Consider the following 21,646-nt stretch of genomic DNA (forward strand, 5'->3'; position numbering starts at 1 on the left):
CGACCCGGCCGTCGTACAGCGTCAACTCGCTGTGCCGCCACGGTGGTACAGCGAATGTTTCACGTGAAACAGCGAAAAAAATCAGGCGGTGGGGTCGTACACCTCCGCCATCGCGACCGCGATCCTGCGCGGGCCGGTGAACGGCTCACGGCCGTGCGCGGCCAGCATGTTGTCGACGATCAGGATGTCGTCGCGCTGCCAGTCGAAGCGCGTGGTCGCCGAGCGGTAGGCGGCACGCAGATGGGCCACCGTCTCGTCGGGGATACGGCCGCCGTCGCCGTAGTAGGTGTTGGTGGGCAGGTCCTCGTCGTCGAAGATCTCCCGCAGGCCCTCCTGGACCTCGGGGGCCAGCGAGGTGACATGCCAGAAGGTGGCGTGGTTGAACCACACCTCCTCGCCGGAGCCGGGGTGGGTGTGCACCACAGGCCGGATCGCCGTCGTGCGCAGGCCGCCGTCGGACCGCCATGCGGCCGTGATGCCCTTCGTCCGGCAGTACTCCACGACCGCGTCCCGGTCGGTGGTGTTGAACGCCTCTTGCCACGGCACCCCGAAGTCGGCGTGGAAGTTGCGCACCACCCGCCAGCCACCGCGCCGTACGAACTCCTCGCGCACCGCCGGGTCGATGGCCCGGTACACCTCGCGGATGTCGGCGAGCGGGGTCGCGCCCTCGGTAAGGGCCGGCTCGATGCAGTAGAAGTACAGGGTGTTCGGCCAGACGGCCTGGTAGGAGTTCTCGTTGTGCAGGAAGATCTCCTCGTCCGCCGGGTAGTCCGTGGACGTGTAGACCTGGCCCTTGATGGTGGAACGCGGGGAGGAGCGTTCGGCGTAAGTCAGCGGGGCGCTGCCGGAGAAGCCGCGCACCACCCCGTCGAAACCGTCGACCCCGCCGACCTCGAAACCGCGCAGCAGGATCGCGCCACGCTCGCCGAGAACCGTGCGCAGCTTGTCGCGGTGCTCGCGGAGGTGGTCGTGCACCGATGCGCCGGGCTCGGCGGTGTACACGACGGCGGTCGTCTCCTCGATGGCGGTCATGGGACCAGCACCCCTTCCGTGTCCTTCGTCTCAAGGTCCGTGTAGCGCCGGAACACCACCGGGCCGGTGGCGCCCGCCTCCCGGGCCAGCGCCGCGAACACCCCGTCGGCCACCGGCAGGTCCTGCACCACCCAGCTGTCGGGGCCGGTCGGTTCGGTGTGGGCGACCAGGACCGGGCCGTCCTTCGCCGGCTGGACGTCGACCTCGCTGAGGTCGGTGATGATGCCGACGCCGATCGCCTTGACCACGGCCTCCTTGCGGGTCCAGCAGCGGAAGAAGGCGTGGGTGCGCTCGGGTCCGCCGGGCGCGGAGAGGATGTGCGCGAGCTCGGAGGCGCTCATCACGAACCGGGACGCACCCTCGACGTCCAGGGTGCGGTCGTCCTCCAGGTCGACGCCCACCTGGTGGCCGACGACCACGGCCAGCAGCCAGTGCGGTCCGGAGCGCGAGAGGTTGAAGTCCAGGTCGGTGGGCGGCCAGCTGATCCTGGGCCGGCCGTGCTCGGGGTGCGCGCAGCGCGGGCAGGGGCGGCGGCCGAGGACCACCTCGCGCGGAGGCACGCCGAGATAGCCGGAGAGCACCCGGCGCACGGCCGTGTGGGCGGCCGCGTACCGGGCCGCGGCCGGTTCCGGCAGCCGCCGGACCATCGCGGCCTCGTCGTCCGACAGCAGATCGGTGGCGCCGGGGGCGAGCGTGTCGGGCGCCCGCCCCCGCCAGATGTGGACCGCGTCGCGGTCCCTGAGCTGTTCGTATGCGGCGGTCATCGCCTCAGTCCGTTCGTCGGTGGGTCGTGCGTGCGCGCGGCCGGGGCGGCTCAGTCCGACATGGCCACCAGGACCCGGCGGTCGCCGGTGAAGGGGCGGCGGCCGTGGGCGAGCAGGATGTTGTCGATCAGCAGCAGGTCGCCGGTGCGCCAGTCGACGTCCACGGCGTGCTCCAGGCCGCGGTCGCGGATCTGGACGACGTACTCGGCCGGGATGGGGCTGCCGTCGGCGAAGGTGACGTTCTGCGGCAGGTCGTCCTCGGGCAGGATCTGCGCGAGGGCGGCCGCGGTGTCGTCGCCGAGTCCGGCCGGGTGCCACTGGTCGGCCTGGTTGAACCAGGTCTCGGTGCCGGTGACCGGGTGGCGGGTGGTGGCCGGGCGGACCGAGGTGACGCGGATGCCGCCGTCGGCCTTCCACTGCCACTGCGCGCCCGTCGGGTCCAGGAAGGCCTCGACCTCCTCGCGGCTGGTGGTCTCGAAGGTGTCCTGCCAGCTCTTGCCGAGGCCGTAGCCGTCGTGCAGGTTCTGCACATAGCGGACCCCGCCGGCGAAGGCCTCCCGGACCTCGCGATCCAGGGAGTTCAGCCACAGCTCGGCGTCGACGACCGGGGTGGCGCCGCCGCTGCCCGGCTGGATCTGGCAGTAGAAGGCGAGGCGGGCGGGCCAGGCGTGGGCGTAGCTCATCTCGTTGTGCATCGAGATGGTGAACTCCTGCGGGTACTCCGTGGAGGTGTAGACGTTGCTGCCGACCTTGGTGCGCGGGGAGTTGCCGTGCACATAGGCGAGGCGGTTGGGCAGCACCAGGTCGAGGACCTCGTCGAGGCGGTCCGGGGTGACGCCGAAGCCGCGGAAGACCAGGCCCTTCTCCTGGGTGAGCAGCCGGGCGAGCTCGTCCTGGCCCATCTCCGCGAGCCGGGCGAGGAGTTCGTCGGCGCCGCCGACGCCCTCGGACTCGAGGTCCAGCGGCGTCCAGATGGTGTCGCGGGTGGTGTCGCGGGTCGTCATGGGGTCATGCCTCCAGGTCCTTGATGAGGTCGGCGACCAGTTCGGCCTCCCGCTGGGCGAGGTAGAAGTGGTCGCCCGGGTAGGTGCGCAGGGCGAAGCCGGCCGTGCGGGTCAGCTCGGCCCAGGCCAGGACGTCGTCGGGGTCGCAGCCCGGGTCGTCGGTGCCGAGGTGCGCGGTGATCGGGGCCCGGGTCGGGCGGGGCGGGGACGCGGGCCGGTAGTTCTCGATGAGGCGGTAGTCGGCACGCAGGGCGGGCAGCAGCAGTTCGCGCAGCTCCGGCATGTCGTAGACCTCGGAGCCGAACGAGCCCAGCCGCCGTACGCCGGCGACGAGTTCGTCGTCGCCGCGCAGGTGCAGGCCGGTGGGGCGGGCGCGGTGCGGGGCGGAACGGGCCGACACGAACAGGTGCCGCGGTACGACACCGTGCCGCTCCTCCAGCCGCAGCGCGGTCTCGTAGGCGACGGACGAACCCATGCTGTGCCCGAACAGGGCGAGAGGCCGGTCCAGCAGCGGGAGCAGGGCGGTGGTGACGGCGTCGGCGAGCGTGGCCATGTCCTCGACACAGGGCTCGGCGAGGCGCTCCTGCCGGCCCGGGTAGCGGACGGCGACCAGCTCGACGTCGTCGGGCAGGTGTGCGGGCCAGGTGTGGAAGAGCTGGGCGTTGCCGCCGGCGTGCGGGAAGCAGACGAGCCGGACGCGGGCGGTGCGCCTCGGGGGATGGCGGCGCAGCCAGGGGTTCTCGTGCTCAGTCACGGGGGTCCTCTCGGGTCGCTTCATCCGCCTGCTCTCCCTTCAGATCCGGTGCCAGCGCGGCGAATACAGCCAGGACGGCCATCGCGGCGGCGATCGTGCGTACGGTGGGCAGGGCGCCCCAGGCCGCGAGGAGCAGGCCGCCCGCGAAGGAGCCGGCGGCGTTGGTGCCGGAGCCGATCAGTCCGGCGGCGGCGGCCACCCGGCCCTGGAGGGCGTCCGGGGTGGTGCGGACCTGGTAGACGGCGGCGGCCACGTTGAAGACCGCGCCGACGAAACCGGTCCCCGCGTACAGGGCGCCCAGGGCCACCGGGCTGCCGGTGAGCCCCATCGCCCCGATCAGCAGCGCCCAGGACACCGCGCCGGCGATGAGCAGCGTGCGCTGCCGCCGTATCCGGCGCTGGATCCGGCCGCCCGCCAACGCCCCGCACAGCCCGCCGACACCGCCGATGCCGACCACCACGGCGAGGGTCTGGGAGGGCAGCCCGGCCTCCTTGATCCTGAGGACCAGGGCGAGCGCGAGCATCTGGAACAGCACGTTGGTGGCGGCGACGTACCCGAGAGCGGCCCGCAGGAACCGCTGCCCCCACAACCACCGCAGGCCTTCGGCGACTTCCCCGGCGAGCCGGCCGGTGTCCGCGGGGGCGGCCCGCTGCTCCTGGAACGGCTTGCGGATCAGTAGCAGGCTTGCCGCCGAGAGCAGGTAGCCCAGGGCGCCGGAGGCGAAGGGGAGGGCGCGGCCCGCCGACTGGAGCAGGACTCCGGCCGGCTGGCCCAGCAGGCCGGCCGCCCTTCCCCGGGCCTCGTTCTGGGCGAGGGCGGCGGGGAGCTGGGAGGCCGGGACCAGGTTGCGCACGGCACCGCGTTCGGCGAGCCGGTAGAACACGGCGAGGGACGCCTCCGTGAAGGCCACGGCCGCCAGGTGCGCCACCGACAGCCGCCCCACCGCGAGCGACAGCGCCACGCTGCCGACCGCCAGGACCCGGCCCGCCTCGCAGCCCAGCATCACCCGCCGCCGGTCCCACCGGTCCACGACCGCCCCGGCCGGCAACTGCACCAGCAGCAGCGGCAGCAGCGCGGCCGTGGACACCACCGACATGGCCAGCGGCGACCCGGTGTGCCACAGCACGATCAGCGGATACGCCACCGAGGTGACCCGGGTGGCGAGGAACGACAGGCTCGCCCCCGACCACAGCAGCAGGAAGTCGCGGTTGCGGCGCAGCGGCAGCTCCGTCGTCGCCGGGCCGGCGGCCCCGGTCAGCGTCATGTCCTGCACCACTCCAGGACCGCCATCGCGCTGTGCATCTTGTTCTCGGCCTGGTCGAAGGCGATGCTCGCGGACCCGTCCAGGACCTCCGCGGTGACCTCGTCGCCGCGGTGCGCGGGCAGGTCGTGCATGAAGACGGCCTTGGGGCTGGCCTCCCACAGCGCGGAGGTCACCTGGAACGGCGCGAACACCGTCCGCCAGTCAGGGTCGGGCTTGCTGGTGCCGGTGGTCTGCCAGCGGGTGGTGTACACGACGTCCAGGTCGGCCGGCAGGTCCGCCATGTCATGCCGCTCACCGAACACCGAGCCGTACCGGGCGGCCTGCTCGGCGGCCCGCTCCCGGAACCGCGCGGCCAGGCCGTAGCCCGCGGGAGTGCGCAGCTCCAGCTCGGCGCCGGGGAAGCGGGTCAGCGCGAGCGCCAGCGCGGACGCGGTGTTGTTGCCCTCGCCGACGTAGAGCACCCGCAGGCCCTCGATCCGGCCGAACTGCCGGCGCAGTGTGGTCAGGTCGGTGAGCGCCTGGGTGGGGTGCTCGTCGGCGGACATCGCGTTGACGACGGCCATCCGGTCCTGGGCGGCCCAGGCCCGCATCTCGGCGGGGTCGCCCGCGGTCCGCGCGACCAGCACGTCGAGCATCCGGGACATCACGCGTCCGGTGTCCTCGCTGGTCTCCCCGGTGTTGAGCTGGAGGTCGCCGGGACCGTAGGTGACGAGCTGGGCGCCGAGCCGCAGCGCGCCGCTGGAGAAGGCGGTGCGGGTGCGGGTGGACGTCTTGCTGAAGTAGACGCCCACCACGTCCCCGGCGAGCGGGGCGGGCCGGCCCGCGGTGCCGGCCGAGAAGGCGGCGCCGCGTTCGACGAGGGTGTGCAGGTCGGCGTCGGTGAGGTCGTCGATCGAGATCAGGTGCCGTACGGATGTCACGGAGGGCCTCCTGGTGGCAGTGGTGGAAGAGGGGCCGCGGGTCATGCCCGCTCCTCGTCGGTGACGACCGGGGCGAGGACCGCGGGGAGCGCGTCGGAGTCGCCCGCGGAACGCCAGTCGGCGGCCAGCCGGCCCTGTCCGAACGTCCCGTCCTGGCGGCCCAGTTCGGCGGTGAGGTGCTTGACGACGGCCTTGCCGGAGTCGGCGTTGGTCAGCGCGACGAAGCCGGTCCCGGCGTGCAGACGGCTGATCGCCATGTTCCAGTAGCCGGTGGGCTCGCCCCCGTGACCGAACTCCAGGTCGTCGCCGCTGTCGTCGACGATCGTGCCCAGCCCGTAGAAGGTGCCGGTCTCGCCCGCCAGCAGCTCCCTGGCCAGGGCCTGCGGGACGAGCGCGCCCGGGGCGCCGAGCAGCGCGTCGCGCACGGCGAGGGTGAACCGGGCGGCGTCGGCCGCCGTCGTCCACAGGCCCGCCGCCGCGAGGTGGGCCCGGCGCCGCCAGCCGCCCTTGAGGGGGGTGCCGTGGGCGTCGTGGCCGAGCGCCACCGGCAGGCCGGCGGTGTGCGGGTGGTCCTGGTCGAAGCTGGTGTCGGCGAGACCGAGCGGGTCCAGGACCAGGCGCCGCATCAGCGGCTCGAAGGGCTCACCGGTGACGTCCTCAAGGACCTGCTGGAGGACCCAGTAGTGCGTGCTGCTCTTCCGGAACACCTCACCGGGCGGCAGCTCCCGCCGCACCCTCGGCGTGGTCACCGGCCCGCTGCCCGCCAGCAGGTCCAGCAGCGTGGGCAGCTCCTCGCCGGGCCGGAAGCCGACGCTGCGGTGCCGGGCGAGCCCGGCGCGGTGCCCGAGCAACTGCCGTACCGTGACCGGCCCCTGGGCCTGCGGGTCGTCGGCGAGCTCCCAGCTGGTGAGGTAGGTCGAGACGTCCGCGTCGAGGTCGAGGACCCCCTCGTCGACGAGCCGCAGGACGCCCAGCGCGGTCACGTGCTTGCTGATCGAGCCGACCTGGAAGAGGGTCCGCGTGGACACCGGCACGTCCCCGCCCGCGGCGAGCACCCCGTGCCCCTCCACGGCCGCGACCTTGCCGTCCCGGATGACGGCGAGGGCGACACCGGGGACGTGGTGGTCGGCCATGACGGCGTCGATGCCCTCGACGGCGGGAGCCCGCGGCGGGAGCAGCGCGGCGACCTCGGCGGCCGCCTCGCCGCCGGCCCGGGCGAGCAGCCGGGACAGCAGCTCGGCGGGGACCTCGACGGTGGCGGGAGCCTCGACCGTGGCCGGAGCCGCGGTCACCGGTGCCTCGACGGCCACCGGAACCTCCGAAGCCGCCGGAGCCTCCGAAGCCGGGTCCCCCTTCATGTCCTCGTCCACCGCCGCCGCCAGCTCGATCAGCGTGTCGTGCTGGTACATCCGGTAGATCGAGATCGCGAGCCCCGCCGCGCGGGCCGCGGCCAGCACCTTGATCATCAGCAAGGAGTGGCCGCCGAGGTCGAAGAAGCGGTCGTGGACACCGATCTGCTCGACCCCGAGCACCTCGCTCCAGATGGCCGCGAGGGCCTTCTCGGTCGGGGTGCGCGGCGGCACATGGTCGGTGCCGGTGCGCAGGTCGGCCCGGTCGGGGGCGGGCAGGGCGCGCCGGTCGACCTTGCCGTTGGCGTTCAGCGGCATGGCGTCCAGGGCGATGAAGGCCGCCGGGACCATGTAGTCGGGCAGCCGCAGCGCGCAGTGCGCGGCGAGGTCCTCCGGGGAGGACCCGGTGCCGGTCCAGTACGCCACCAGCCGCCGGTCCCCCGGCACCGGTTCGTGCACGGAGACGAAGGCCTCCCGCACCGCCGGATGCCCGGTCAGCACCGTCTGGATCTCACCGAGTTCGACCCGGTAGCCGCGGATCTTGACCTGGTCGTCGATGCGGCCCAGGAACTCCACGTTCCCGTCCGGCAACTGACGCACCAGGTCCCCGGTCCGGTACAGCCGCCCGGCACTAAAGGGATCCGGCAGGAACCGCTCCGCCGTCAGGTCCGGACGGCCCGCGTACCCGCGCGCCACCCCGGTACCACCGACGTACAACTCCCCGGCCACCCCGACCGGCACCGGCCGCATCCCCGAGTCCAGCACGTACACCCGCATGTTCGGCAGCGGACGCCCGATCGGGACGACCTCACGGCCGACCGGCCCGGTGACCGGGAAGACCGTGGAGCCGACGGAGGCCTCCGTGGGGCCGTACTCGTTGATCAGACGGCCCGGCCCGAGGATGTCCAGCGAACGGTCCGCGGTGGTGCCCGGCAGGGCCTCGCCCGCGACGACCGTCACCGCAGCCAGCTCGTCCGCCTGCTCGGTGGTGAGCTGCTCGGCGAGCAGGTCGAGGTGGCCCGGGGTCAGCTTGACGAAGCTGTAGGGCGCTCCGGCCAGCAGTGCGCGGCCCAGTTCCGCGGGGGCGGTGTCCTGCGGGACGGTGAAGACCCGCTGGCCGGTGACCAGCGGCCCCCACAGGTTGGGGACGATCAGGTCGAAGGCGACCGAGGAGAACATCGGGGCCCCGCCGGTCCCCCGGGACGCCAGCTCCCGGGCCGCCCAGGCGACATGGTTGACCAGGCCCCGGTGCGGCACCTCGACGCCCTTGGGGACACCGGTCGAGCCGGAGGTGAAGATGACGTACGCCAGCGTGTCGAGGTCGTCCCGGCGGGTGGGAGCGGTCGCCGGGAGAGCCGGGTCCGCCGCGGCGAACAGCACCTGCGTGCCGGCGAACCGGTCCGCGTACGCCGGAGAGGTCAGGGCCACCCGGGCCCCCGCGGTCCGCACGATCGCGGCGACCCGCTCGGCCGGGTGGGATGGGTCGACCGGCACATACGCGCCGCCGGCCTTCCACACCGCGAGCAGCGCGGCGATCAGGTCGGGGCCCCGGTCCAGCTGGACCGCGACCCGGGCCTCCGCGTCGACACCCCGGGCGCGCAGGGCGTGCGCCATCTGGTTGGCGCGGGCGTCGAGTTCGGCGTACGACAGGGTCTCGGCGCCCAGGGTGACGGCGGGCGCGTCCGGGCCCCGGGCGGCCTGGGCCTCGAAGAGCTGGAGGACGGAGGCGGTCTCGGCCTCGTGCGCGGTGTCGTTCCACTCGACGAGCTGGCGCTCCCGCTCGTCCTCCGGCAGCGGCACCTCGCGGGCGTCGCCGGACGGGTCCTGGGTCATCGCGTCCAGGACGGCCGTGTACAGCGCGGTCAGCCGGTCGGCGTTCGCGCGGGACAGGGCGTGGGTGTGGGTGGTCATCAGGAGGTACCCGGAGACCGCCGACACCGCCAGGTCGAACTCGGTGGCGCCCTCGCCGGAGCTGGCGTCCAGGTCGACGCGCTCGGTGTCGACGTGGTCGAAGTCCTGGTAGCTGAAGCGGACGTCGAGCAGGCGCTCCACGCCGGCGTCGTGCTGGATCGCCGGCATCGGGTAGCGGCGGTGCTCCCACATGCCGGCCTCGTGGGCGAAGACCTCGCGGACGAGCTCCTCCCAGGTGCGGTCGCGGTCGGCGTCGAAGGCGAACGGCAGGGTGTTGAGGTACATGCCGTAGACCCGGTCGGCGCCCGGTGCCTCGGGGCGGGCGCTGAAGACCAGCCCGGAGTGGAAGCGGTCCTCCTCGGTGAGCAGGCTCAGCGTCTTGAGATGGGCGGCGAGCAGCACGCTCTTGACCGAGACGCGGGCCCGGGTGGCGAGGGCGCGCAGCCCGGTGTCGAAGGGCTTGAGGGCGACCGCGACCCGGAACCGCTCGCGCGGGGCGGTGCGGTCGCCGGCCCAGGCGGACGGGAGGGAGAAGCGGGCGTGTCCGCCGGTGACGCCCTGCCAGTGGTCGCGGTCGGTCTCCGATTCCAGTGACCGCAGTTCGGCGGCGACGAAGTCCGCGTACCGCACCTGCGGTGCCGCGACGGTGACCCGTTCGGCGCCGTCGCGCACCCGCCGGTACTCGTCCAGCAGTTCCATCAGCAGGGCGCGGTGGCTCCAGCCCTCGGTGATGGCGTGGCAGACGGTCAGTCCGAGCCGCCAGCCGTCGTCCTCGACGTGCGCGGTCATGCGCAGCAGCGGGGCCCGCTCCAGGTCGAAGAGGTCGGCGCGCTCGGCGGCGACGAAGGCCCCGACCGTCTCGTCGACCGCTGCGGCGTCCAGGCCCCGCAGGTCGTGGACGGCGACCGGGATCTCGGCGTCCGCGTGCACCACCTGGAGCGGCTGGGAGAAACCGTCGAGGTGGAAGGAGGTGCGCAGCATCTCGTGCCGGGCGGCGACCGTGACGGCGGCGGCGCGCAGGGCGTCGGCGGCGAACGGCACGGTCTCGCCGATCCGGAACGACGACACGTTGTGGTAGGCGTGCCGGTCGTCCGCCAGCATCTCCAGGACCATGCCGAGCTGCACCTGGGTCAGCGGGTACGCGTCCACCGCGTCGGCCGGGAGCGCGGCCCGGTCCCCGTCGCCGATCAGCGCGAACCGCTCGACGGGCACGTCGACCTCGGTGCGCGCGGGGCGGCCGGTGAGGAACTCGGCGAGCTCGGCGACCGTGCGGTGCTCGAAGACGTCCCGCACACCGATGTCGAACCCGGCCGAGCGCAGCGCCCCGACCAGGGCGACGGCCCGGATGGAGTGGCCGCCGATCTCGAAGAACCCGTCCTCGACACCGACCCGCTCCAGACCCAGCACCTGCGCCCACACCTCGGCGATGCGCTCCTCGGCCACCGTGCGCGGGGCGACGTACCCGTCCGCCACCGTCTCGGCGGCGTCGGGGTCGGGCAGGGCGCGCCGGTCGACCTTGCCGTTGGCGTTGAGGGGCAGCGCCTCCAGGGGGATCAGGGCGGCGGGGAGCATGTACTCGGGCAGCCGCTCGGCCAGGTGCGCCCGTACGGCGTCGGGGGCGGCCTCGGCCGGCGCGTAGTAGGCGGCGAGCTCACCGTCGTACGTCGTCACGAACGCCTCGCGGACGGCGGGGTGTCCGGTGAGGACGGCCTGGATCTCGCCCAGCTCGATGCGGTAGCCGCGGATCTTGACCTGGTCGTCGATGCGGCCCAGGAACTCCACGTTCCCGTCCGGCAGTCGGCGCACCAGGTCCCCGGTCCGGTACAGCCGCCCGGCACCGAAGGGATCCGGCAGGAACCGCTCCGCCGTCAGGTCCTGACGGCCCGCGTACCCGCGCGCCACCCCGGTACCACCGACGTACAGCTCCCCGGCCACCCCGACCGGCACCGGCCGCATCCCCGAGTCCAGCACGTACACCCGCATGTTCGGCAGCGGACGCCCGATCGGCAGGACGTCGAGGTCAAAGGTGTCCGGGACCGGGAAGACGGTCGATCCCACGGACGCCTCGGTGGGGCCGTACTCGTTGATCAGACGGGTCCCGGGGGTGAGGGCCCGCCAGCGTTCCACCGTGGCCCGGGTGAGGGCCTCGCCCGCCACCACGAGGACCGGCGCGAGCGCGGCGGCCTGGTCGGCGGTGAGCTGCTGGGCCAGCACGTCGAGGTGTCCCGGGGTCAGCTTGACGAAGCTGAACGGCCCCGCGGCGACGAGGTGTTCGCCCAGGTCGGCCATGTCGACGTCCTGGCCGACCGTGTGCACGGCCTGCCCGGTGACCAGGGGCGCCCACAGGTTGGGGACGACGAGGTCGAAGGCGACGGAGGAGAACAGCGGGGCGCCCCCGGTGCCCTGGGAGGCCAGCTCGCGCGCCGCCCAGGCCACATGGTTGACCAGGCCCCGGTGCGGCACCTCGACGCCCTTGGGGACACCGGTCGAGCCGGAGGTGAAGATGACGTACGCCAGCGCGTCGAGGTCGTCCCGGCGGGCCGGGGCTCCGGCGGGCAGCCCCGTGAGGTCCGGGAGTTCGGTGAGCGTGGCCACCGCGCCGGACGCCTCGCGCATCGCGTCGACGCGGGCGGCCGGGTAGGACGGGTCGACCGGCACATACGCGCCGCCCGCCTTCCACACCGCGAGCAGGGCGGTCAGCAGGTCGGGGCCGCGGTCCAGCTGGACGAGGACGCGGGACTCGGCCGTCACGCCCCGCTCCCGCAGGACGTGCGCCACCTGGTTGGCCCGCCGGTCGAGTTCGCAGTACGACAGCGATCCGCCCGCGTGCCGTACCGCCGCCGCCCGCGGGGTGCGGGCCGCCTGCGCCTCGAAGAGCCCGAGGACGGAGGCGGTCTCGGGCTCGTGGGCGGTGGCGTTCCACACGACGAGCTGGCGCTCGCGCTCGCCCTCCGGGAGGAAGGTGGCGCGGGCGTCGCCCTCGGGATCGCCGGCCATCGCCTCCAGGACCTGGCGCAGCATCTGCGCGAGGCGGTCCGTGCCGGTGCGGCTCAGGGCGCGCGGGGAGGCGGTCAGGACGAGGTGGCCGACGCGGGCGGAGACGCCGAGCGGGAACTCGGTGGGGCTGTCGTCGATGCTGGCCAGGTAGTCGACCTGGGCGCGGTCGACCTGGTCGAAGTCGTGGTAGCTGAACCGCATGTCGATCAGCCGCTCGCCGTCGGCGAGTTCACGCTGGATGACCGGCATGGGATAGGTGCGGTGCGGCCACAGCTCGACCTCGCGGGCGAACACGGAGGCCACCAGCTCGCGCCAGGTGCCGGCCGCCGTGCGGTCGTGGGCGAAGGGCAGCGTGTTGAGGTGCATGCCGTAGACGCGGTCGGCGCCGAGGACCTCGGGCCGGGCGTTGCAGACCAGCCCTGAGAAGAAGCGGTCCTCCTCGGTGAGCATGCTCAGCGTCTTCAGGTGGGCCGCGTGCAGCACGCTCTTGAGGGAGGCGCCCGCCTTGGCGGCCAGGGCGCGCAGCCGGTCCTCCAGGTCGTGGAAGGGGACCGGGACACGGTAGGGGGCGCCGGTGTCGTCCGGGGCGCCGCGCCAGGGGGCGGGCACGGTGAGCCGGGCGTGTCCGTCGACGACGGACTGCCAGTAGGCGCGGGACTCCTCGGAGGCCAGGGCCTCCCGTTCGGCGGCGACGAAGTCGGCGTAGCGGACGGCCGGCCGCTCGGGCTCAACGGCCTCGGTGCCGTCCACCAGCCGGTCGTACTCCTGGAGCACCTCCATGAGGAGCGAGTGGTGGCTCCAGCCGTCGAGGATCGCGTGGCACTCGGTGTTGGTGATCCACCAGCTGCCGTCGGCGGTCGTGTGCGCGTACAGCCGCAGCAGCGGCGGGTTCGCCAGGTCGAACAGCCGGGCGCGCTCCTGCTCGGTGAACTCCCTGAGGGACGCGAGGAGTTCGTCCTGGCCGAGGTGGGAGAGGTCACGGGCGCCGACCGGCATCTCGGCGCTGTCGTGGACCAGTTGGAGGGGGACCGAGCAGGTGGTGAGGTCGAAGGAGGTGCGCAGGACCTCGTGCCGGGCGACGACCCGCGCGGCGGCGGCGCGCAGCGCGTCCAGGGAGAAGGGGCGCTCGTCGCGGATCCGGAACGAGGTGACGTTGTGGTACGGGTGCTTGCCGTCGTCGGTGAGCATCTCGACGACCATGCCGAGCTGCACCTGGGACAGCGGATAGGCGTCGACCAGACCCGCCGCAGGGAGCTTCGCCCGGTCCGCGTCGCCGATCAGGGCGTACGGCTCGACGGTGCGGTCGGCGTCGGCCGGGGCCGGGCGCCCGGTGACCAGCTCGGCGATCCGGGCGACCGTGCGGTACTCGAAGACGTCCCGCACGGCGAGGTCGTAGCCGATCGCGCGCAGCCGTCCGACGAGGGTGACCGCGCGGATGGAGTGCCCGCCCACCTCGAAGAACCCGTCCTCGACGCCGACCCGCTCCAGGCCCAGCACCTCCGCCCACACCTCGGCGACGCGCTCCTCGGCGACCGTGCGCGGGGCGACGAAGTCGGCGCCGCCGAGGGCGTCCTGGCCGGGGGTGGGCAGGGCGCGCTTGTCGAGCTTGCCGTTGGTGGTCAGCGGCAGCGCGTCCAGGGTGACGAAGGCGGCCGGGACCATGTACTCGGGCAGCCGGGCCGCCAGACGGGAGCGCAGGTCGCCGGGCTCGGGCGCGGTGTCCCCGGCCGGGGTCACCCACGCCACCAAGCGCTTGTCGCCGGGGGTGTCCTCGCGGACCAGGACCACCGCGTCCCGCACGTGCGGGTGGGCGGCCAGGGCGGTCTCGATCTCGCCGAGTTCGACGCGGAAGCCGCGGATCTTGACCTGGTCGTCGATCCGGCCCAGGAACTCCAGGCTGCCGTCGGGCAGCCGGCGCGCCAGGTCGCCGCTCCTGTAGAGACGGGAGCCGGGCGGGCCGTAGGGGTCCGGGACGAACCGCTCGGCGGTCAGACGCGGCCGGTTGAGGTAGCCGCGGGCCACGCCGGGGCCCGCCACGTACATCTCGCCGGGCACCCCGACCGGGACCGGGCGGGCGTGCGCGTCCAGCAGACAGACGCGCAGGTCCGCCAGCGGGTGGCCGACGGGGTTGCCGGCCCGCGGGTCGAGGTCGGCCCCGGTGATGCGGTGGTAGGTGGTGTGCACGGTGGTCTCGGTGATCCCGTACATGTTGACCAGGGCCACCCGGTCCAGGCCGAACCGGTCGGCGAACGGCCTGAGTTCGGAGACCTCCAGCTTCTCGCCCGCGAAGACGACCGCCCGCAGCGACAGCTCGGCGTCGGTGTCCACCAGCGCACGGAACGCGGTCGGCGTCTGGTTGAGCACGGTGACCTTCTCCCGGACCAGCAGGTCCAGGAAGTCCTCCGGCGAGCGCGTCACGGCCTGCGGTACGACGACCAGCCGGCCGCCGAACAGCAGCGCGCCCCACATCTCCCACACCGAGACGTCGAAGGCGTAGCTGTGGAACAGCGGCCACACGTCGGTCTCGGCGAAGGCGTAGTGCTCGTGGCCGCGGGCCAGGAGGCGGGCCACGTTGGCGTGGGTGAGGGCGACGCCCTTGGGGCGGCCGGTGGAGCCGGAGGTGTAGATCGTGTAGATCAGGTTCTCGGGGCTGCCGGGGACGCCGGGGCTGGTGTCGGGCTGCTCGTCGAGCGGGTCCCGGTCCAGGAGCAGCAGGTCCACGTCGAAGAGGTGGGCGTGGTCCGAGACGGTGACGACGACCGGGGCCCGGGCGTCCCCGACGATGTAGGCGATGCGGTCGGCCGGGTTGGCCGGGTCCAGCGGGAGGTAGCCGGCGCCGGACTTCAGGATGCCGAGGAGGGCGGGGATCAGCTCGATGCCGCGCTCCAGGCTGAGGCCCACCAGGGTCTCCGGGCCGACGCCCTTGGCGATCAGGGCGTGGGCAACGCGGTTGGCGCGGGCGTCGAGCTCGGCGTAGGTCAGGTCGGTGCCCTCGAAGCTCAGGGCGGTGCGGTGCGGGGTGCGGGCGGCCTGCTCCTCGAACAGCTCGTGCACCCGCCGGGTGACCGGGAACTGTTCCCGGGGCGGGCCGAGCAGCACGGCCCGCTCCTGCTCGTCCAGGATCTCCAGGGCGGACAGCGGGGACCCGGGGGCGTCGGCGATCGCGTGCAGCAGCCGGACCAGGTGACCGGCCAGGCGCTCGATCGTCGTGCGGTCGAAGAGCGCGGTCGCGTACTCCAGGTGGCCGCCGAGCGGGCCGTCGGCGCTCTCGCGGACCTGGAGGTCGAGGTCGAACTTGGCGACGCGGCCGGAGCCGGCGAAGGGTTCGGCCTCGATGCCGGGCAGGTCGAAGGCGGCGCCGCGGTCGCCGTGCAGGGTGAAGGCGACCTGGAACAGGGGGGTGCGGGACAGGTCGCGGTCGGGGGCGAGGGCCTCGACGACCTGGGCGAAGGCCACGTCCTGGTGGTCGTAGGCGTCCAGGACCGTGGCGCGGGTGCGGGCCAGCAGGGTGGTGAAGGACGGGTCGCCGGTGAGGTCGCCGCGCATCACCAGGCTGTTGATGCCGTAGCCGATGAGCTGCTGGAGCTCGGGTCGGCCGCGCCCTGAGACCACGGTGCCCACCGCGATGTCGGTGCGTCCGGTGTACCGGGACAGCAGGGTCTGCCAGGCCGCCAGGAACAGCATGAACAGGGTGCTGTCCCGGTCGGCGGCGAGCTGCCGGAGGCGGGCGGCGAGGTGGTCGGGCACCTCGAAGGGGACCGCGTCGCCGGCGCCGTCGCGGACCGGCGGACGGGGGCGGTCGGCGGGCAGCTCCAGCGGCGGCAGGTCGGCCAGCGCGGCCTTCCAGTGGTCGAGGTGACGGGCGACCACGGCGTCGGTCAGCGTGGTGCGCTGCCAGGCGGCGTAGTCGGCGTACTGCACGGCGAGCGGGGCCGGGGCGGTGCCCGTGTACAGCTCGCTGAGCTCCTGGCCGAAGACCTGGGTGGACCAGGCGTCGCAGGCGATGTGGTGGAAGACGACCGCGAGGACGTGCTCGTCGTCGCCGACGCGGACGAGACGGCCGCGCACGGGCCAGTCCCGGCCGAGGTCGAAGGTGCGGGCCAGGTCGGCCTCGACGAGGGCCCGCACCCCGGTGTCGTCGGCGGCCGTGGAGTGGGTCAGGGGCAGCGGGCGCGGCGGGTCGACGATCTGCACGGGCGCGTCACCGGCCAGCTCGTAGCGGGTGCGCAGGATCTCGTGCCGGTCCAGGACACCCTGCCAGGCCCGCTCCAGCGCCTCGGTGTCCAGGGTGCCGCGCAGCCGCAGCACCAGCGGCACCAGGTACTCGGGGCTGTCCGGCTCCAGCCTGCTGAGGAACCACATCTGCTGCTGGCCGTACGACAGCGGCAGCGCCGCGGTGCGGTCGGCGCGGGGTATCTCCGTGCGGCGCGGGGCCGCGGCGCCGCGGCCCGCGAGCCGGCGGCGCAGCAGTTCGGCGCGCAGCGCGTCGGCCTCGGTACCGGAACCACCGTCGCCGCCGCCCGTGACGACGGGCCTCTCCATTTCCCCGGTGCTCATGCCTGCTGCTCCTCGGTGTGCGATGCGGTGTGGGGGCGGACGGTGGTCTGTGGTGCGGTGCCGGTGGTGGGGGCCCCGGCGGTCGCGGAGAGCCCGGCCGTCTCCCCGGCCGTGGGGGCCCCGGCGGCCTCGTCCAGCAGTTCGCGGTCGGACAGCGCCGCCACCTCGGCCGTGACCCGGTCGGTGACCGTCGCCGCCAGCTGGGCGATCGTCGGGCCCTCGAAGACCGTGCGGACGGCGAAGTCGATGCCGAACTCCTGCTGGATGCGGGAGATGAGCCGGATCGCGAGGATCGAATTGCCGCCGATGTGGAAGAAGTTGTCGTGCGCGGAGGCCTGCACGCCGAGCAGTTCGGTCCAGACCTCGGCGATCCGCTCCTGCACGGGCCCCTTCGGCGCCACATGGGCGGGCCCGTCCTCGCGGCGCCCCGGTTCGGGCAGGGCCCGTCGGTCGACCTTGCCGTTGGCGTTGACCGGGATCGCGTCCAGCGCGGTGAAGGTCGCCGGGATCATGTACTCCGGCAGCCGGGCAGCGAGCGACGCGCCGAGGTCGGGCAGTTCGGCGCCGGGCGCGGCCGGTACGGCGTAGCAGGCCAGCGCCGGTTCGCCGCCCTCGGGACGGTGGACGACGACCACGGCCTCCCGGATCTGCGGGTGCTCCTCCACGACCGCCCGGATCTCGCCGAGCTCGACGCGGTAGCCGCGGATCTTGACCTGGTCGTCGAGCCGGCCGAGGAAGGCGACGTTCCCGTCCGGGAGCCGGCGCACCAGGTCCCCGGTGCGGTACAGCCGGGCGCCCGCCGCGTCGCCGTACGGGTCGGGCACGAACCGCTCGGCGGTCAGCTCGGGCCGGCCGGCGTACCCGCGGGCCACGCCCGTCCCGCCGACGTACAGCTCGCCCGCGACCCCCACCGGGACCGGGTTCAGGGCCGGGTCGAGGACGTACATGGTCATGCCGGGCAGCGGGCGGCCGATGGGCAGCACGTCGGGGACCGGTTCGGCCTCGTCCTGCGGCACCGGGAAGACCGAGGTACCGACGGAGGCCTCGGTCGGGCCGTACTCGTTGACCAGCAGCATCTCGGGGGCGAGCTCCCGCCAGCGTTCCAGGGCCGCCCGGGTGAACGGCTCGCCCGCCACCACGGTGAGCGGGGTCAGCGAGCCCGCCTGGGCCGGGGACAACTGGTGGGCCAGGATGTCGAGATGGCCCGGGGTCAGCTTGAGGAAGCTGAAGGGGGCCGCCTCCGACAGCCGCTTGCCGAGCTCCGACATGTCGGTGTCCTGCGGCAGCAGGAACAGCCGCTGCCCGGTGACCAGGGGCGCCCACAGGTTGGGGACGACCAGGTCGAAGGCGACCGAGGAGAACAGCGCGGCACCGCCGTGGTCCCGTCCGGCCAGCTCCCGCGCGGCCCATGCCACGTGGTTGGCCAGGCCCCGCTGGGTGACCTCGACGCCCTTGGGGACCCCGGTGGAGCCGGAGGTGAAGATGACGTACGCGAGCCGGTCCGGGTCCCGGTCCCGCGCGGGCGCGGCCGCGGGCCGTACGGCGATCTCGGCGGCGTCGGTGTCCAGCCGCAGCACCCTGAGGCCCGCCACGCCGGTGAACCGCTGCTCGTACGCCGACGCGGTGACCGCCGTGCGCACTCCGGCCGCCCGGCACATCGCGGCGACGCGCTCGGCCGGGTAGGACGGGTCGACCGGTACGTAGGCGCCGCCCGCCTTCCAGACCGCGAGCAGGGCGGTGACCAGTTCGGGGCTCCGGTCGAGCAGGACGGCGACCCGGCGCTCGGCGCCCACGCACAGGGTGCGCAGCTGCTGGGCGAGCCGGTTGGCGGCGGTGTCCAGCTCGCCGTAGGAGACGGTCCGTTCGCCGAAGGCGAGGGCGGTGCGGTCGGGGCGGGTGCGGGCCTGCTCCTCGAAGCGTTCGAGGATGGTGCGCTCGTCGGACTCCCATGCGGTGTCGTTCCAGCCGTCGAGGAGCTGCCGGCGCTCCTGCTCGCCGAGCAGGTCGAGGGAGCCGAGCGGGGCGTCCGGGTGGGCGGCGACCTGGTCGAGGAGGGTGAGGAAGTGGCCGGCCATGCGGGCGGCGGTGGCCTGGTCGAACAGCGAGGTGGCGTACTCCAGGACGCCGTCCAGGGCGCCCTCGGGGGTCTGCCGCATGAACAGCGACAGGTCGGTCTTGGCGACCTGCCAGGCCTCGGTGAACGCGGCCAGGTCCGCGTCCTCGGTGACGACGCTGGTCACGCCCTCGCTGTGCAGGTCGAAGGCGACCTGGTAGAGCGGGGTGCGGGACAGGTCGCGCTCCGGCTGGAGCTCGTCGACCAGCCGCTCGAAGGGCAGTTCCTGGTGGACGAAGGCGGCGCGCGCCGCGTCCCTGACCCTGACCAGGGCCTCGGCGAAGCCCAGGTCGGGGGTCAGACCGCAGCGCACGACCAGGGAGTTGAGGAAGAAGCCGACCATGTGCTCGGTCTCGGGCCGGGTGCGGCCCGCCACCGGGGTGCCGACCGGCACGTCCCAGCGGCCGCTCCAGCGGGCCACGAGGGTGGCGTACGCGGTCAGCAGCGTCATGAACGGCGTGGCCCCGTGCCCGCGGCCCAGCTCGGTCAGGGCGGCCGCGGTCCGCTCCGGAACCCTGAGCGGCACAACGGCGCCCCGCGGGTCGCGGACCGCCGGGCGGGGCCGGTCGGCGGGCAGCTCCACCGGCTCGACGCCGTCGAGGGCGGCCCGCCAGTGCGTGAGTTCCGCCTGGACGAAGTCCTCGGTGAGCCGGGCGTGCTGCCAGGCCCCGTAGTCGGCGTACTGGAGCTCCAGGGCGGGCAGTTCGGGCTTCCGCCCCTCCATGCGGGCCGCGCACAGCTCGCGCAGCTCCCGCTCCAGGACGACCGTCGACCAGCCGTCGCAGGTGATGTGGTGCAGGGTCAGCAGCAGCAGGTGGTCCTCGCCGGGCAGCCGCACCAGCAGCGCCCGCCACAGCGGCCCTGCCGCCAGGTCGAAGCCCTTCGCGAACTGCTCGGCGAACAGCCCGGACACCGCGTCCCGGCCGGCGTCCTCGACCCGCAGCTCGACACCGGCCGTGCCCGGGGCGTCGATCACCTGCCGCACCTCACCGCCCTCGGCGAGATACCGGGTGCGCAGCGGCTCGTGCCGGGCGGCCAGCGCGTCGAGGGCGGCGGCCAGGTCGGCCGGGTCGAGCCCGGAGGGCAGCCGCAGGAAGAGCGGCGCGACCCACTCGGGGCTGCCGGGGTGCATCCGGTCGAGGAACCAGAGACGGCGCTGACCGGAGGAGAGGGGGAGGGCGCCGGTACGGGGGGTGGGGCGGAGTGATTCGGACTCCGCGGTGGCCGCCGGGGGCGTTCCGAGCAGTCTGGCCTGCGCCTCGACCGTCGTCGCGCCGAACAGGCCGCGCAGGGAGATCTTCTCGCCGGAGGCCGCGCGCAGGCGGGCGGCCAGGCGGGTCAGTTGGAGCGAGGTGCCGCCGAGGGCGAAGAAGTCGTCCAGAGCACCCACCCGTTCGCGGCCCAGCAGCTCCGCCCAGACCCCGGCGACCAGCTCCTCGGCCGCGTCGCGCGGGGCGACGAAGCCGGACCGGGACGCGGCGGCGATCTCGGCCGGCGTCGGCAGCGCGGCCCGGTCCGCCTTGCCGCTCGCCAGCAGCGGGAAGGCGTCCAGGACGTGGAAGAAGGACGGCACATGGCTCTCGGGCAGCCACTCGGCGAGGAAGACCCGCAGCTCGGTGGAGCCGGGAGCGGGACCGTCGGTCGTCAGATGCGCCGCGAGCCGCTTGCCGCCGTCCTCGCCCTCGTACGGCACCACGACGGCACCGGTGACCGAGGGGTGCGCGGCGAGCGCGGCCTCGACCTCGCCGGGCTCGATGCGCACGCCGTTCACCTTGACCTGGTGGTCCAGGCGGCCGAGGTACTCCAGCGTGCGGTCGGCCCGCCACCGCACCTGGTCCCCGGTGCGGTAGAGCCGGGCGCCGGACTCGTACGGGTCGGGCACGAACCGCTCGGCGGTCAGAGCGGGCCGGCCCGCGTACCCGCGGGCGACGCCGACGCCGCCGACGTACAGCTCCCCCGGGACGCCGACCGGCACGGGCGCGCCGGACGGGTCGAGCACGAGCACCTTCATGCCGGGCAGGGGCCGGCCGATCGGCACCGGTCCGGTCGTGACGGCGGGATCGGCCGCGAAGGCCGTGACGTCGATGGAGCACTCGGTGGGACCGTAGGTGTTCCACACCTCCAGCCCCGGACCCGCCAATTCCCGCACTTTCGCGACGAGTTCGGCGTGCAGCGCCTCGCCCGCCGAGAACAGCAGCCGCAGCGGGCCGCAGCCGCTCCAGTCGCCCTCCTCCACCAGCAGCCGCAGCACCGAGGGCACGACCTGGAGGACGGTGACCCGGTGCTCGGCGACGGCCCGCAGCAGCGCGGCCGGGTCGCGCTCGGCACCGGCCGGGGCGAGCACCACCGTGCCGCCGCCGACCAGCGGGGCGAAGATCTCCCAGCCGGCCGCGTCGAAGCCGATGGTGGTCTTCTGGAGCACCCGGTCACCGGCGCCCAGCGCATGCCGTTCGACCGTCCAGCCGACCCGGTTGGCGATGCCCGCGTGGGTGACGGCGACGGCCTTGGGGGTGCCGGTGGAGCCGGAGGTGAAGATGGCGTACGCGACCCCGTCCGGGTCGGGAGCAGCCAAGGGGCCGTCCGCGGAGGGGAGTTCGGCGGCCGGGTCGACCCGGCGGGCACCCGCCTCGGCCACCGCCCGCTCCAGCTCCGCCCCGGCCAGCACCAGCCCCGCCCCCGACTCGCGGATCAGCGAGGAAAGCCGGGCCGCGGGCTGGGCCGGGTCGAGCGGCACATAGCCGGCGCCCGCCCGCCACACGCCCAGCAGCGCGACCACCAGGTCGACGCTCCGGGGCAGGCTCACCCCGACGAGCGTCTCGGGCCCCGCACCCAGGTCCCCGAGGAGGCGGGCCATGCGAGCGGACGCGCGGTCCAGCTCCTCGTACGTCACCGCCCGCTCGCCGTCGACGACGGCGACGGCGTGGGGCGTACGGAACGCCTGCTCGGCGAAGCGTTCCGGAAGCAGTTCGGCGTTCACGGCA

The 21,646-nt window shown here is 74.1% G+C and carries 8 protein-coding genes; all 8 read right to left on the reverse strand.

What is annotated here, in order from left to right:
* Nucleotides 1–81: 81 nt before the first annotated feature.
* The 8 genes from ACFULQ_RS32420 to ACFULQ_RS32455 are packed head-to-tail and all read right to left on the reverse strand — an operon-like array spanning nucleotide 82 to nucleotide 21,642.
* On the reverse strand, nucleotides 82–1,032 hold the full coding sequence (locus ACFULQ_RS32420; protein ID WP_383550836.1) for a TauD/TfdA family dioxygenase: 951 nt from the start codon (nucleotides 1,030–1,032) through the stop codon (nucleotides 82–84).
* Nucleotides 1,029–1,796 carry a 4'-phosphopantetheinyl transferase family protein gene (locus tag ACFULQ_RS32425; RefSeq protein WP_383550838.1) on the reverse strand — a complete coding sequence of 256 codons (768 nt, stop codon included), beginning with the start codon at nucleotides 1,794–1,796 and terminating at the stop codon, nucleotides 1,029–1,031. The genes ACFULQ_RS32420 and ACFULQ_RS32425 overlap by 4 nt, the downstream gene beginning before the upstream one ends.
* A gap of 50 nt (nucleotides 1,797–1,846) precedes the next feature.
* Nucleotides 1,847–2,800 carry a TauD/TfdA family dioxygenase gene (locus ACFULQ_RS32430; protein WP_383550840.1) on the reverse strand — a complete coding sequence of 318 codons (954 nt, stop codon included), beginning with the start codon at nucleotides 2,798–2,800 and terminating at the stop codon, nucleotides 1,847–1,849.
* A gap of 4 nt (nucleotides 2,801–2,804) precedes the next feature.
* On the reverse strand, nucleotides 2,805–3,554 hold the full coding sequence (locus ACFULQ_RS32435; RefSeq protein WP_383550842.1) for a thioesterase II family protein: 750 nt from the start codon (nucleotides 3,552–3,554) through the stop codon (nucleotides 2,805–2,807).
* Entirely contained in the window at nucleotides 3,547–4,818 is a 1,272-nt protein-coding gene (locus ACFULQ_RS32440) for an MFS transporter (RefSeq protein ID WP_383550844.1), read from the reverse strand. Before ACFULQ_RS32440 ends, ACFULQ_RS32435 begins: the two co-directional genes overlap by 8 nt.
* A complete protein-coding gene (locus ACFULQ_RS32445) occupies nucleotides 4,815–5,783 on the reverse strand; it encodes an ornithine carbamoyltransferase (protein WP_383550846.1) in 969 nt (322 codons plus the stop codon). The genes ACFULQ_RS32440 and ACFULQ_RS32445 overlap by 4 nt, the downstream gene beginning before the upstream one ends.
* A complete protein-coding gene (locus ACFULQ_RS32450) occupies nucleotides 5,780–16,552 on the reverse strand; it encodes an amino acid adenylation domain-containing protein (protein ID WP_383550848.1) in 10,773 nt (3,590 codons plus the stop codon). The genes ACFULQ_RS32445 and ACFULQ_RS32450 overlap by 4 nt, the downstream gene beginning before the upstream one ends.
* Nucleotides 16,549–21,642, reverse strand: coding sequence for an amino acid adenylation domain-containing protein (locus tag ACFULQ_RS32455; protein WP_383550850.1), 5,094 nt, complete (start codon nucleotides 21,640–21,642; stop codon nucleotides 16,549–16,551). Before ACFULQ_RS32455 ends, ACFULQ_RS32450 begins: the two co-directional genes overlap by 4 nt.
* Nucleotides 21,643–21,646: the final 4 nt, after the last annotated feature.

Origin of the sequence: Streptomyces sp. NPDC057253, from assembly GCF_042669125.1 — a bacterium.
In the GTDB taxonomy this organism is placed as follows: domain Bacteria; phylum Actinomycetota; class Actinomycetes; order Streptomycetales; family Streptomycetaceae; genus Streptomyces.